This window comes from Nocardia sp. NPDC056952 (assembly GCF_042674185.1).
Taxonomy (GTDB): domain Bacteria; phylum Actinomycetota; class Actinomycetes; order Mycobacteriales; family Mycobacteriaceae; genus Nocardia.
On record NZ_JBHURA010000011.1, the window covers coordinates 139,735 to 153,857 of the forward strand.

General features: G+C 66.7%; 11 protein-coding genes, 1 tRNA gene and 1 pseudogene. 3 read left to right on the forward strand and 10 right to left on the reverse strand.

What is annotated here, in order from left to right; all coding sequences use genetic code 11:
• Window positions 1–148: 148 nt before the first annotated feature.
• The 8 genes and pseudogenes from polA to ACFTS5_RS29160 all read right to left on the reverse strand — a co-directional run bounded on the left by polA (window position 149) and on the right by ACFTS5_RS29160 (window position 9,717).
• Window positions 149–2,932, reverse strand: a complete 2,784-nt coding sequence (gene polA / locus ACFTS5_RS29125) for a DNA polymerase I (RefSeq protein ID WP_378637150.1) — start codon at window positions 2,930–2,932, stop codon at window positions 149–151.
• A 170-nt stretch (window positions 2,933–3,102) separates the two neighbouring features.
• Window positions 3,103–3,798 (reverse strand): ABC transporter ATP-binding protein, encoded by a 696-nt coding sequence (locus ACFTS5_RS29130; protein WP_378637358.1) that lies wholly within the window; start codon window positions 3,796–3,798, stop codon window positions 3,103–3,105.
• Between the two features lie 147 nt (window positions 3,799–3,945).
• Window positions 3,946–4,851: pseudogene (locus ACFTS5_RS29135) on the reverse strand (ABC transporter ATP-binding protein); the annotation flags it as partial.
• Window positions 4,852–4,892: 41 nt separating this feature from the next.
• Window positions 4,893–6,317: a branched-chain amino acid ABC transporter permease gene (locus ACFTS5_RS29140; RefSeq protein WP_378637152.1), complete on the reverse strand. Its 1,425-nt coding sequence runs from the start codon at window positions 6,315–6,317 to the stop codon at window positions 4,893–4,895.
• Complete coding sequence (locus tag ACFTS5_RS29145) at window positions 6,314–7,351, reverse strand: branched-chain amino acid ABC transporter permease (RefSeq protein ID WP_378637155.1); 1,038 nt, start codon at window positions 7,349–7,351, stop codon at window positions 6,314–6,316. The genes ACFTS5_RS29140 and ACFTS5_RS29145 overlap by 4 nt, the downstream gene beginning before the upstream one ends.
• A 72-nt stretch (window positions 7,352–7,423) precedes the next feature.
• Entirely contained in the window at window positions 7,424–8,581 is a 1,158-nt protein-coding gene (locus ACFTS5_RS29150) for a branched-chain amino acid ABC transporter substrate-binding protein (RefSeq protein ID WP_378637157.1), read from the reverse strand.
• Window positions 8,582–8,853: 272 nt separating this feature from the next.
• A complete protein-coding gene (locus tag ACFTS5_RS29155) occupies window positions 8,854–9,465 on the reverse strand; it encodes an ANTAR domain-containing response regulator (protein WP_056824610.1) in 612 nt (203 codons plus the stop codon).
• Between the two features lie 165 nt (window positions 9,466–9,630).
• Window positions 9,631–9,717: transfer RNA gene (locus ACFTS5_RS29160), tRNA-Leu, on the reverse strand.
• A gap of 112 nt (window positions 9,718–9,829) precedes the next feature.
• Between ACFTS5_RS29160 and ACFTS5_RS29165 the strand changes: the two genes are divergently transcribed.
• From ACFTS5_RS29165 to ACFTS5_RS29175, 3 genes are all read left to right on the forward strand, one after another.
• Window positions 9,830–10,339, forward strand: coding sequence for a monooxygenase family protein (locus ACFTS5_RS29165; RefSeq protein ID WP_378637160.1), 510 nt, complete (start codon window positions 9,830–9,832; stop codon window positions 10,337–10,339).
• Between the two features lie 185 nt (window positions 10,340–10,524).
• Window positions 10,525–11,148 carry a low molecular weight phosphatase family protein gene (locus ACFTS5_RS29170; protein WP_378637163.1) on the forward strand — a complete coding sequence of 208 codons (624 nt, stop codon included), beginning with the start codon at window positions 10,525–10,527 and terminating at the stop codon, window positions 11,146–11,148.
• A 134-nt stretch (window positions 11,149–11,282) separates the two neighbouring features.
• Window positions 11,283–11,666, forward strand: a complete 384-nt coding sequence (locus ACFTS5_RS29175) for a hypothetical protein (RefSeq protein ID WP_378637166.1) — start codon at window positions 11,283–11,285, stop codon at window positions 11,664–11,666.
• Between the two features lie 43 nt (window positions 11,667–11,709).
• Here ACFTS5_RS29175 and ACFTS5_RS29180 read toward each other — a convergent pair whose 3' ends face one another.
• Window positions 11,710–12,606, reverse strand: a complete 897-nt coding sequence (locus tag ACFTS5_RS29180; protein ID WP_378637168.1) for an acyl-CoA thioesterase — start codon at window positions 12,604–12,606, stop codon at window positions 11,710–11,712.
• A 2-nt stretch (window positions 12,607–12,608) separates the two neighbouring features.
• Window positions 12,609–14,027, reverse strand: a complete 1,419-nt coding sequence (pyk, locus tag ACFTS5_RS29185; RefSeq protein ID WP_378637171.1) for a pyruvate kinase — start codon at window positions 14,025–14,027, stop codon at window positions 12,609–12,611.
• Window positions 14,028–14,123: the final 96 nt, after the last annotated feature.

Here is a 14,123-nt window from a genome sequence, read left to right on the forward strand (position 1 = left end):
CCCAAACACCCCCCAATTCGCTCAGGGCTCTACCTTCCACCCGACCGCCGATGCCGGTGTGCCGCACACCGCTAACCGCGCGTCCCCCCACCCCCCCGGGGGCCGCCACCCCGGCGGGGTCGGCGCCCCTCGTGCTGTGCGGACCAGCTCAGTGCGCGGCCGAATCCCAGCTCCGGCCGGTGCCGACGGAGACGGTGAGCGGGACCGAGAGGTCGATCGCGGCCGACATCTGTTCGCGCGCGAGGGCTTCGAGGGCCTCGCGTTCGCCGTCGGCGACCTCGAAGACCAGTTCGTCATGGATCTGCAGCAGCATCCGCGAGCGCAGGCCCGCGTCGCGGATCGCGTTCTGCACGTTGATCATCGCGACCTTGATGATGTCGGCGGCGGTGCCCTGGATCGGCGCGTTCAGTGCCATCCGCTCGGCGGATTCACGGCGCTGACGGTTACTGGAATCCAGGTCGGGCAGGTAACGCCTGCGGCCGAACAGGGTTTGGGTGTAGCCGACCTTGCGGGCCTGGTCGACGACATCGGACAGGTAGTCGCGGATGCCGCCGAAACGGTCGAAGTACACGTCCATCTGTTCTTTGGCCTCGGTGGTACTGATCTTGAGCTGGGCGCTCAAGCCGTAGGAACTCAGACCGTAGGCGAGACCGTAGGACATGGCCTTGATCCGGCGGCGCAGCTCGGAGCTCACCTCGGCGATCGGGATGTCGAAGGCCTTCGACGCGACGAAGGTGTGCAGGTCCTCACCGGAATTGAAGGCCTCGATCAGGCCCTCGTCCCCGGACAGGTGCGCCATGATGCGCATCTCGATCTGGCTGTAGTCGGCGGTCATGAGTTCGGCGAAGCCGGGGCCGACCACGAAGGTGTCGCGGATCTGGCGGCCGGTGTCGGTGCGGATCGGGATGTTCTGCAGATTCGGCTCGGTCGAGGAGAGGCGGCCGGTGGCGGCGATGGTCTGGTTGAATGTGGTGTGCACGCGGCCATCGTCGGAGACCGACTTGAGCAGACCGTCGACGGTCACCTTGAGCCGGGTCGCGTCGCGGTGGGCCAGCAGGTGTTCCAGGAACGCGTGACCGGTCTTCTCGAACAGCGATTCCAGCGCGTCGGCGTCGGTGGTGTAGCCGGTCTTGGTGCGCTTGGTCTTCGGCATGTCGAGCTCGTCGAACAGCACCACCTGCAACTGCTTGGGCGAGCCGAGGTTGATCTGCTTGCCGATCACCTCGTACGCGGAGTTCGCGGCCTCGGTGACGCGGTCGGCGAACTGCTGCTGGAGGTTCTCGAGCTGGGCGACGTCGACCGCGATGCCCGCTTCCTCCAGTTGACCGAGCACGCCGAGCAGCGGCAGCTCCATCTCCGTGAGCAGTGGGGTCGATTCGATGGCTTCGAGTTCGATATCCAGCGCGACGGCCAGGTCCGCGACCGCGCGGGCACGCAACATCTCCTCGCGGGCGATATCGGCGGCGAGGGTGTCCTCGTCGTCGAGCAGGGACAGCTGGCCCGTGTCGCCGGTCTCGACGCGCAGTTCGCGCTTGAGGTAGCGCAGTGACAGATCGTCGAGGTTGAAGCTGCGCTGGCCGGGGCGGACCAGGTAGGCCGACAGGGCGGTGTCGGTGGCGAGACCGCCCAGGGTGAAGCCGCGCCCGCGCAGTGCGTGCCCGGCGGACTTGGCCTCGTGCAGCGCCTTGGGCACCTCGGGATCGGCCAGCCAGGCGGCCAGCGCCGTCTCGTCTTCGGGGGTGAGGACGGTCAGGTCGATATAGCCGCCCTCACCGTCGGCGGCGGCGATCGCCAGGGCCCGCGCGTCACCGTGTACCGGCGTTCCGGTCCCGACGATCGAGAGGCCATGGCGCACACCGGCTTTCGCGTGCTCGGCCAGCCAGTCGGCGACCGCGCCCTGATCGAGGGCACCACCGCTGATCTCGAAGCCCGACTCGGCTTCCGGCTCGGGGGAACCGAGGGTGTCGAACAGCCGGTCGCGCAGCACCCGGAACTCGAGGTCGTCGAAGAGCTGGTGGATCTTGTCGCGATCCCACGGCGCCTTGATCAGCTGGTCGGGGGTGTAGGGCAGCGGCACCTCGCGCACCATCTCGGTGAGCTGGCGGTTGAGCACCACACTCGACAGGTTCGCCCGCAGGGAGTCGCCGACCTTGCCCTTCACCTGATCGACGCGGTCGACCAGGGTGGCGAGGTCGCCGTATTCGCGGATCCACTTGGCGGCGGTCTTCTCCCCCACGCCGGGAATGCCGGGCAGATTGTCGCTCGGGTCGCCGCGCAGAGCCGCGTAGTCGGGATACTGCGCGGGCGTGAGGCCGTATTTGGTCTCCACCTCGGCCGGGGTGAAGCGGGTGAGATCCGAGACGCCCTTCTTCGGGTAGAGCACGGTGACGTCGTCGTTGACCAGCTGGATCGCGTCGCGGTCGCCGGTGACGATGAGGACGCGGTAGCCCTGTGCCATCGCCTGGGTGGTGAGGGTGGCGATCACATCGTCGGCCTCGTAGCCGTCGATGGCCATCACCGGGATGCCCATCGCGCCGAGCACGTCCTTGGTGAGTTCGACCTGCCCACGGAACTCGTCGGGGGTGGCGCTGCGATTGGCCTTGTACTCCGGGTACGCCTCGGTGCGGAACGTCTTGCGCGACACGTCGAACGCCGCGGCCACATGGCTGGGCTTCTCGTCGCGCAGCAGATTGATCAGCATCGAGGTGAATCCGTACACCGCGTTGGTGGTCTGACCCGTGACGGTCTTGAAGTTCTCCGCCGGTAGCGCGAAGAACGCGCGATAGGCGATCGAATGCCCGTCCAGCAGCAGCAGCGTAGGCCGCTCGTCGGGGGCAGTGGTCGTAGTCGATGCCTGCGCAGTCGTCGGTGAACTCACCCGAATGAGTGTAGGGACACCTACCGACAGAGACGAACACCGCCATGACCGCATTCTCAGCCCCGTACGACCCGACCTCGAGGAGGGTCCCGCCGCGCAGCGGCGGTTCGCGGCCGTCCCGTCGATCAGGTGCCGTTGCGTAGGCGACGAAGGAGCAAGCAACGGTGCCTGATCGACGGGACCGGCGGGGCCGCGAACAACGCGGCGCCCGCGCCGCCAGTAATTCAGTCGACGCCGAGGTAGGCCGACATCACCGCCGGGTCGGTGAGCAACGCACTACCCGGGCCCGACTTGGTGACCTCGCCGGTTTCGAGGATGTAGGCGCGATCACTGCGGGTCAGAGCCTGCTGGGCGTTCTGTTCCACGAGCAGCACCGTGGTGCCCTGGCGGTTGATCTCGCTGATGATCCGGAAGATCTGCTGGATCACCATGGGGGCCAGACCCATCGAGGGCTCGTCGAGCAGCAGCAGCTTCGGCCGGGCCATGAGGGCGCGACCGATGGCGAGCATCTGCTGTTCACCGCCCGACATCGTGCCGCCGACCTGCTTGCGACGTTCGGCCAGGCGGGGGAACAGCTCGAAGACCCAGTCCAGGGTCTGCTGGTACTCGGTCTTCTTCTCGAAAGGCCTGCCGTAGCAACCCATGTCGAGGTTCTCCGCGACCGTCATGCCCGGGAAGACACCGCGACCCTCCGGCGCCTGGATGAGACCCTCGACCACCCGATCGTGGGCTTTCATGGTGGTGATGTCTTTGCCCTGGAACAGGATTCGGCCCGAGGTGAGCGGCAGCAGGCCCGACATCGCCCGCATGGTGGTGGTCTTTCCGGCGCCGTTGGCGCCGAGCAGAGTCACCAGTTCACCCTGGGCGACCGAGAGCGATATGCCGTGCAGCGCTTCGATCCGGCCGTAGTTCACGACCATGTCCTGGACCTCGAGCAGCGGCGTCTCGGTCTGGACCACGGCCTTCGGCTCGTCCCGCGGTCGCACCACCACGGCGTCGGTCCCCGGCGTCGGGGTCGCCCCCTCCTCCGCGGCGGCGACCGATCCCTCGCGCACTTCCTCGATCGTGTCCGCGTCGGGCACGCCGAGGTAGGCCGCGATCACCGCCGGGTCCTCGCGCACCTCGGTGGGCAGGCCGTCGGCGATCTTGCGTCCGAACTCCAGGACCACGATCCGGTCGGTCACGCCCATCACCAGGCGCATGTCGTGCTCGATGAGCAGCACGGTGTAGCCGTCGTCGCGGATCTTGCGGATCAGGTCCATCAGCGCCGACTTCTCGCTGGGATTGAAACCAGCGGCCGGCTCGTCGAGACACAGCAGCTTGGGCTCGGTGGCCAGCGCCCGCGCGATCTCGAGCCTGCGCTGATCGCCGTAGGACAGATTGCGGGCCTTCTCCACCGCGCGCGGCGCGATGCCGACGAACTCGAGCAGCGCCATGCCGCGTTCGATGGCATCACGCTCCTCGCGCCTGAACTTCGGCGTGCGGAACACCGCGCCGGGCACCGAGGTGGTGTGGCGCGCGTCGGTGCCGACGACCACGTTCTCCAGCGCCGTCATCTCGCCGAACAGCCGCACGTTCTGGAACGTGCGCGCGATACCCATCCGGGTGATCTCGTTGCGCTTGGTCTTGGCCAGCGGCTGACCGTCGAAGTGCACGCTGCCCGACGCGGGCTTGTAGACGCCGGTGATCGCGTTGAAGCAGGTGGTCTTGCCCGCGCCGTTGGGGCCGATCAGGCCGAGGATCTCGCCGCGGCGGATCTCGAAACTGACCCCGTCGAGCGCGGTCAGACCGCCGAACTTCACGGTCAGACCGTCGGTCCGCAGCAGGGGCTCGCCCACCGCGGTCTCGATGTCGCGATGCGGAGCGACCACCTCGGCGACGGTCTCGGCATCGGCGAGCTCGGGCAGCACCGCGGTGACGTCGACCTCGCCTGTCGGCTCGACCTCGGGCGGCGGCTGGTAGCCGGCCTTCATGTCTTCGTTGTCGTACAGCGCGTCTCCCGCGCCCGGCCCCGTCATTGCCCTGCTCCGATCGATTCGGCCGCCGGCTTGCGCACGACCGCCTGGTACACCTGTCTGCCGTAGGCGAGCAGTTTCTGCCGCACCGGGAACAGACCCTGTGGCCGCAGAATCATCATCACCACGAGCGCGATGCCGAAGTAGAGGTACTTCAGGTCACCGAGGTTCTGGGCGCCGCCCGGACGGAACAGCAACACACTGCCCAACAGCAGCAAGCCGAGGATCACCGCGACGATCGCCACGCCGATCACCGTCCGCCGGACCCACGCGGCCAGCGCGTCCTTCTTCCACCGCCACAGCAACCACAGCCCGATCAGCAGCGCGACATCGAGGCCGAGCAGCAGGTAACCGGTCGACTCGCTGGACACCAGCTGTACCGACTGCAACCGCATCGGCAGGTAGGCGATGAGGAACGCGCCGACGATCACGCCGAGCTTGTTGCCCGAACCACCGAGCACCACCGCGCACAGGAACAACATCGACAAGATGATGTCGAACTGTTTGGGGTTGACGTAGGTGACCTGACCGGCGTACATCGCGCCGGACAGACCGCCGACCGAGGCACCGATCACGAACGCCCACAGCTTGAACTTGAAGGTCGGCACGCCCATGATCTCGGCGGCGTCCTCGTCTTCGCGGATGGCGACCCAGGAGCGCCCGACCCGGCTGCGCTCGAGGTTGCCGATGATCAGCAGCACCACGATCACGAAGGCCATACCGAGCCAGAACCACCAGGTGCCGTTGCTGGCCCGCTGGAAGGGATTCCAGCTGCTGGTGTCGCCGAGGTTGCCCGGGGAGAAGAAGCCACCGGGGTGCGCCTCGGACTCGCCGACGGCGGGGTAGGCGATCTTGGACAGCCCGAGGCTGCCGTTGGTCAGGTCGCCCAGGTTGTCTGCCATCAGCCGGACGATCTCACCGAAGCCCAGCGTCACGATGGCGAGGTAGTCACCGCGCAACCGCAGGGTCGGCGCGCCGAGGATCAGGCCCGCGAGCGCGGTCAGCGCGATCGCGATCGGCAGGCAGGCCACCCACGCCCAGCCGGGTTGCAGCCAGCCGCCGTCGGTTTGGTTCCACGGACTGTTCGGGCTGGTCAGCAGGCCGACCGTGTAGGCGCCGACGGCATAGAAGCCGACATAACCCAGGTCGAGCAGACCGGCCTGGCCGACCACCACGTTCAGGCCGATGGCGATCAGCGCGTACATGGCGAACTGCGCCATCACACCACCGAAGCTCACGCCCGGAGTGTCGAGCAGTGGGGGTGGGAACAGCGGCATCAGCGCCAGCAAGGCGATGATCGGCACGCCGACGGCCCACTGGGCCGGACGCGAGAGCCCGTCCCACCAGACCCGGATCGCGTCGCCGATGCCACGCCGATCCTGCTGCGCGACAGGTGCTTTCGGGGTTTTTGTCAGGTCTGTCATGCGCGTGCCCTCCCCAGGCTCTCGCCGAGGATGCCGGTCGGCCGGAACATCAGCACGGTCACCAGCAACACGAACGCGACCACGTCACGCCATTCGGTGCCGAACAGGATCTGCCCGTACTGCTCGGCGATGCCGAGGATCAACCCGCCGAGCAGCGCGCCGCGCAGGTTGCCGATGCCACCGAGCACCGCGGCGCTGAACGCCTTGATACCGAGGATGAAACCGCCGGAGAAGATGATGCCGGTGGGAATGTAGAGCGTGTACAACATCGCGGCCGCGCCTGCCAGCAGACCGCCGATGAGGAACGTCAGCACGATGACCCGCTCACGCGAGACACCCATCAGGGTGGCGGTGTCGGGGTCCTGGGCGACCGCGCGGATGGCGCGGCCGAATTTGGTTCTGTTGATGACGATTTCGGTGGTGATCGCGAGCACGACGGCCGCGGCGATGATCACCAGCGCCACATTGGTGACCTGCGCGCCGAGGAAGCTGAACTGCACCTTCGGCTCCACGAGCCGGATACCGGTCTGGGCGTTGGAGCCGCCGAGCCCCGGCTTGATCTTGGGCAGGATGTAGTGCACGAACTCCTGGATCACGAACGACATACCGATCGCGGTGATCAGGAACGCCAGCGGTTTCGCGCCGCGCCTGCGCAGCGGCCGGTAGGCGACTCGTTCGAGCCCCACCGCCGCGATGCCCGAGACGAGCATGCCGAACAGCATCGCCAAGCCCAGGTACAGCACTGTCAGCAGGACACCCTGGGAATACACGTTGCCGCTGGGCGCGAAGCCGAGCAGTTCCAGTCCCACGTAGGTGCCGAACATACCGAGCATGAAGATCTCGGAGTGAGCGAAGTTGATCAGTCGGAGCACGCCGTAGACCAGCGTGTAGCCGACCGCCACCAGGGCGTAGATCGAGCCGTAGGTGAGACCGTCCACGGTCAATTTCCAGAACTGGTCGATCACCCCGGAAATGTTGAAATCGATGGACCCCTCGGCCAACAGGGTCACACCGAGCGAAGCCGCTGATGTCATGATTACTCTCGCGTCAGGCGCGCGGTGCGCGTGGCTGCTCAGCCACGCGCACCGCTGCACACGTCATCGGAACTACTTGACCTGGTACATCCAGATCTGGATGTTGGCCAGCTCGCCGGTCTCGCCCCACTTGTACTGGCGGGCGACACCGGTGCCGTCGTAGTTGCGGACGTAATCGACCAGTTCGGCGCGGGTGACCTTACCGGCATCGATCCCCTTGAGCAGGATCGTGGTCAGGTCGTAGCCCTCGACGGAGTAGACGCCGGGCGCCTGACCGTTGAGCGCCTTGTAATCGGCGGCGAACTTCTCCGGCGCCGGGCTGCACGGGCACGACAGCAGCGCGTCCTTGGACGAGGAACCGGCCTGCCGGACGAACTCGGGATCGTTGCTGCCGTCGGCGGAGACGAAGGCCGCGGTCACGCCGCCGGAACGCAGCTGCTGCACGAACGGCGCCGCCTCCGCGTAGTACCCGGCGTAGAAGATGGCGTCGGGCTTGGCGGCGGACAGCTTGGAAACCGCTGCCGAGAAGTCCTTGTCACCTTCCTTGACACTGGTCCCGCAGGAGGCGTCGGCCGCGGGGCCCGCGGCGGTGATGAACGCCTGTGCCAGACCGGCACCGTAGTCGGTGTTGTCCTGCACGACGCAGATCTTCTTGAAGCCCTTCTCGCCGGTCAGGTAGTTCGCGACCGCCGGGCCCTGCGAGTTGTCGTTGCCCAGGCCACGGAAGAAGGTCTTCCAGCCGTTCTGGGTCAGCGTGGGGTTCGTGGCCGACGCCGTCAACGTGGGCATGCCTGCCTCGCTGAGGATTTGGCCGGTCGCCTTGGTCTCGCCCGAGAAGGTCGGGCCGACCAGCGCCACGATGTTCGGGTCGGCGACGATCGTCGGGACCACCTGGCTGGCGATCTGCGGCTTGCCCTCGGTGTCGAACTGCTTCACCGAGACCTGACAGTCCGGATTGGCCTTGTTGTGCTTGTCGAGCGCGAGCTTCACGCCCATGATGATGTTGATGCCGAGGGCGGCATTGCCGCCGGTCAGCGGGCCCGCCATGCCGAGGGTCAGGGGCGCGCACTTGGCCTTGCCGTCGCCTGCGGGGTCCGCGGCCGCACCGGCATCGGTTGTCGCGACAGCCTTGCCCTCGGTATCGAGCTGAACGACCGACTGGATGGAGAGATCGGTATTGCCGCCACCGCCGCCATCTGACGACTTGTCACTGCATCCGGACAACACCAACGACGCGGCAGCTCCGATTACCAGAACTCCCCGCGTCGACCGACTGCGCCATGTCGAACTGAGCACGTCTCACCTCTATGTCCTGTGCTCCCCGGGTTCACCGAGGGGGCCGACCACGTTCAGCCCGCAGAGAACATATCGCCGCTTTGTTAGATCCGCATCACATTCGCATCATGTCGGACGCCTCTTGTCCAGCAATAGTTCACATTATTGTTTCGCTTACGTAAACATTTTCTGCTTTCGGCCCGCGCGGCAGTAAGAGCCGAACCGAGTCACTGCGGGGTGAGGTTCTCCAGCACGACTTCGGCGACCGCCTTCATCGTCGTGCGGCGATCCATCGCGGTGCGCTGAATCCATTTGAACGCCTGCGGCTCCGAGAGCCCCTGGGTCTGCATGAGCACACCCTTGGCCCGCTCGACCAGTTTGCGCGTCTCCAAACGGTCCGAGAGATTCGCGACTTCTGTTTCCAGCGCCGTGATTTCGTGAAAACGACTGGCCGCCAGTTCGATCGCGGGGACCAGATCGGATTTGGTGAACGGCTTCACGAGATAGGCCATCGCCCCCGCGTCACGCGCGCGCTCCACCAGATCGCGCTGACTGAAAGCGGTCAGGATCACCACGGGCGCAACACGTTTCGACGCGATCTCGGCGGCAGCGTCGATACCGTCACGGCGCGGCATCTTCACGTCCATGATGACCAGATCGGGGCGCAGTTCCTCGGCGAGCTCCACGGCCTGCTGTCCGTCGCCCGCTTCGCCGACGACGTCGTAGCCCTCTTCCTTGAGCATCTCGACGAGGTCCATCCGGATCAAGGCCTCATCCTCGGCGACGACGACCCGCTTGGCCGCGGCCTCACGCGTGGCGCCGGCTGCATTCGTGCTCATAGGTTCGACCCCTCTGGATTCCGATGCCTGTCGATCACACCACGACTGGCGATGTAAAGAGTACCTTTTGCTTCCGCGCAGAGAATGCGCCTGCGATGAGATCGCGCACACCCTGCGCCGGATACTCCCCCGCGGAGCGCGGCTACGTACGCCGCGCTTCCGCCGTGGTGCCGAGTGTGGGACTCGAACCCACACGTCCTTCCGGACAACGGTTTTTGAGACCGTCGCGTCTGCCAGTTCCGCCAACCCGGCGCACCGCGGTCACTATAGCGTCTCGGCGCGCCGGGAAGCGAACCGCCGGTCGAACCGGACCTCCACCTGCCCCGTAGTACCTCGAAAGAGCACCTTGGAAGGGGCTGCGATCATGCGCGTGCACAGAACTACGGTCGACCTGAATGCGTACCCCGACCTGGTGATGATCCTGCTCGGCATGCGGGTGCGCACCCCGCGCGGGATGCTGCGGCTGCTCGGCGTCGGCCCGCAGTTGTATCGCTCACATGCCGACCGGCCCGACGGTTTGCTGCTGCACGAGGACATCGTGTGGTCGATGTTTCCCCCGCATTGGGGCGCCCGGCAGTACTGGCGCGATCTGGATTCGCTCGAGCGCTGGACGCGGTCGGAACCGCACCGGCAGTGGTGGGGCGAATTCCTGCGCGATTCCGGCGGCACCGGCTTCTGGCACGAGGCCTACTTCCGCCGTGGCGGCATCGACGCGGTCTACGACGACATGTCGGCATCGACGGGGCTGGCGGCGTTCGCGCCGGTGGTCCCCGCGCGTGGGCCGATGTTCTCCACCAGGGGCCGCGTGCACGGCACCCCACCGGCCGTGCCGCCGGTCATTTCCGAATCGAATTATTATGATCGAAAAGAGTGACAACCGACACATATCACCGCGAGGTTTCTTCCCCCTATCTCGCGGGTATCACGGTCACACACAACAGATTTGCGCATCGTGAATGATGTACGGCGTTCAACCGAAAGGTGAATAAGTAGTACCGCGCTTGTGATGGTTACAATTCCGGCCTACTCCGTGACAATCGACCCGATTACGGTGTCGGTATGCACGTGCTCTTCGTCTGCAACTCCAATGTCTGCCGGTCGGTGATCGCCGAACGGCTCACCCGGGCGTTCGCGACGGAGCACGCTCTACCCCGCCTCACCGCGGAGAGCGCGGGCACCAGGGCCCTGGTCGGCTTTCCGCCCGATCCGATGGCCGCCGAGACCATCCAGGGCCTCGGCGGGGACACCACCGGCTTCAAGGCCCGAAAGCTCAAGCCCGAGATGGTCGATCGCGCCGATCTGGTGCTGACAATGACCGATTCCTTACGCGACCAGGTCGGCGAACTGGCCTTCGGTACCGCCCCGCGCACCTTCACCCTCGCCGAGGCCCATCGCATCGCCAAGGTCACCGGTGCGAAATCCATTGCCGCACTGCACCACGCGCGCAACAACCTGGCGTATGTGGGCCGCGAGAACATCGCCGACCCGATCGGCCTCTCGCCCGCGGCGTTCCTCGAGGTCGGCGACCGAATCGCGGAATTGCTGTTCCCCGTGCTGGGCGCGCTCGCCCCCCACGAGCAGACGAAACGGTCCGGCGACACCGATCAGCCCGGCCTGGTGATAGCGCCCAGTGGACCCGGCGCCCCACTGTCGGCCTTTCTCGCCGCGCAACGCAGACGCTGAGCTAGGGCTGTTCGCCACGGCGCGCAGGGATTAGACTTCGGCGCGGACGTGGGTGGTTACCCCTTGCAGGTTCGACACACGACGGGACTACAGACTTGCCGAAACGCATTTCGGATGTTTCGCTCCATGTGTATGTGACGCCGGAGATCCTCGACCGCATCGTCGCCAGTGTCCGGACGGTCCTCGACGACCACGTGCACGAGCGCGACGTCTACGCATGGCGGTTCACCATGCCCGTCGACGCGAGCGATCCGGTCCATCACGAACTCGAATCACAGTGGCGCGGTAGCTATCCCGGCCTCGAGCCGAGCGGCGAGAGCACCTACGAGATCGCGCTGAGCCTGGTCGGCGATCCGGCCGATCTCACCGACGCCGACATCGCCGACCTCGAGCGCGGGCTGGCGCTGGCCGTGTACGGCGCGGCCCCACCGCATCACGCGCACGGTGTGCCCTTCACTTTGCGCGCCCATCAGCGCACCGACGTCGTCGCACCCGAACTCGACCACGAACTGCGTTGAGTTTGTCCGGCCGGGTGACCTCAGCGGGGCCACACCGCGGCACTCAGCGGGCCGGGAAGTGCCGGATGACGCCTTCCTGCACGGTCGTGGCGATCAATTCGCCTGTGCGCGAATAGAACCGGCCCGTCGCCAGACCACGCGAACCGGCCGCGACCGGTGACTCGGTGGCGTAGAGCACCCAGTCGTCGAACCGGAACGGGCGATGGAACCACATCGAGTGGTTCACCGTCGCCGCGAGAATCCGGTCCAGCCCCCACGACAAACCGTGCGTGGTGATGATCGAATCGAGCACGGTGGTGTCGGAGGAGTAGCCCAGCGCGGCCACGTGCAGCAGCTGATCATCCGGCAGCGCGCCGTCGGTGCGCATCCAGACCCGGTTGTGGTTGAGCTTCTCACCGGTGCCCTTGAGGATCCACGACGGATCGTTGGTGTAGCGCATGTCGATCGGGTGCGGCGCCTTGATGAACATCTCCAGCTTGTCCTCGAAGCCGACGAAGCTCTCCTCCACCCGGGGCAGGGTTTCGGGATCCGGCACATCCGGGCCCTCGTGCGCGTGCTCGAGGCCCTTACCCCAGTCCTGGAACGCGGCCAGCATCACGAACAGCTCCTGGCCGTCCTGGCTGGCGGTCACCGTCCGGTTGGCGAGCGCGCGGCCGTCGCGGTGGCGCTGCACGTGGTATTCGATCGGCTTCTTCACATCGCCGCCGCGCACGAAATGCGCGTTGATCGCGTGCAGCGGCCGCTCCCCCGCCGTGCGTCCGGCGGCGATGATCGCCTGCGACACCAGCTGCCCGCCGAAGGTGCGGCTCCACACCTTCTCGGGGTGGTTACCCAGGAAGGTGTCCTCGCCGATCGACTCGAGGTCGAGCAGGTCGAGCAACACCCGCAGATCGGGTGTCGGCTCGCCCTGTGTGGTCTCGATGTCGATCGAAATGCTCACTACTAGTGGTCCTCTTCGCCGATGCGGTGCACGTGGATCAGGTTGGTGGAACCGACGGTACCCGGAGGGGAACCGGCAACGATGACCACCAGGTCACCCTTGCGATAACGCTCCAGCGACAATAGCGCCTGATCCACCTGGTGGATCATCGCGTCGGTGGTGTCCACCATGGGCACGATGAACGTTTCGGTGCCCCAGGTCAGCGTGAGCTGGCTGCGGACCTCCGGCATGGGGGTGAACGCCAGCAGCGGCAGCGGGGTGTGCAGGCGGGCCAGACGACGCACGGTGTCACCGGACTGGGTGAACGCCACGAGCGCCTTGGCGTTGAGCCGCTCGCCGATGTCGCGGGCGGCGTAGGAGATCACGCCGCGCTTGGTGCGCGGCACGTGGGTCAGGGGTGGCACCCGCGACGTCTCGGACTCGACCGCGGTCACGATGCGGGCCATGGTACGCACCGCGTCGATCGGCCACGCGCCGACCGAGGTCTCCCCCGACAGCATCACCGCGTCGGCGCCGTCGAGCACCGCGTTGGCGACGTCGGAGGCTTCCGCGCGGGTGGGCCGGGAGTTCTCGATCATCGATTCCAGCATCTGGGTGGCGACGATGACCGGCTTGGCGTTCTCCCGCGCCATCTGGATCGCGCGCTTCTGCACCAGCGGCACCTGCTCCAGGGGCAGCTCGACGCCGAGATCGCCGCGGGCGACCATCACCGCGTCGAAGGCCAGCACGATCGCCTCGAGGTTCTCGATCGCCTCGGGCTTCTCCAGCTTGGCGATCACCGGCACCCGGCGGCCGACGCGGTCCATGATGTCGTGCACGAGTTCGATGTCGGACGGCGAACGCACGAACGACAGCGCGATGAAGTCGACGCCCAGCTCCAGGGCGAATTCGAGGTCGGCGACGTCCTTCTCGGACAGGGCGGGCACCGACACGTTCATGCCGGGCAGCGACAAGCCCTTGTTGTTGCTCACCGGGCCGCCCTCGGTGACCCGGCAGACGACGTCGTTGCCCTCGACCGATTCCACGGTGAGGCCGACCTTGCCGTCGTCGACCAGCAGCCGGTCACCGGCCTTGGCGTCTTGCGCGAGCTCCTTGTAGGTGGTCGAGACGCGGTCGTGGGTGCCGTCGACCTCGTCGACGGTGATCCGCACCTGCTCGCCGTTGGCCCACACGGTCTTGCCGTCGGCGAAGCGGCCGAGGCGGATCTTGGGGCCCTGGAGGTCGGCGAGGATGCCGACCGCGCGGCCGGTCTCGTCCGAGGCCGCGCGGACCATCTTGTAGTTGTCGGCGTGGTCGGCGTGGTCGCCGTGGCTGAAGTTCAGCCGGGCCACATCCATGCCGCTTTCGACGAGCTCACGAATACGATCCTGGGTAGCAGTGGCCGGCCCCAGGGTGCACACAATCTTCGTCCGTCGCATCACGGCCCCCAGCCTAGTGCTCATCCGCCTCTGCGTGAATTTGGCCGGTCGGAGGGTCGTCGTCACCTGGCGACCGGACCGGCGGTTTCGGCGGGACCG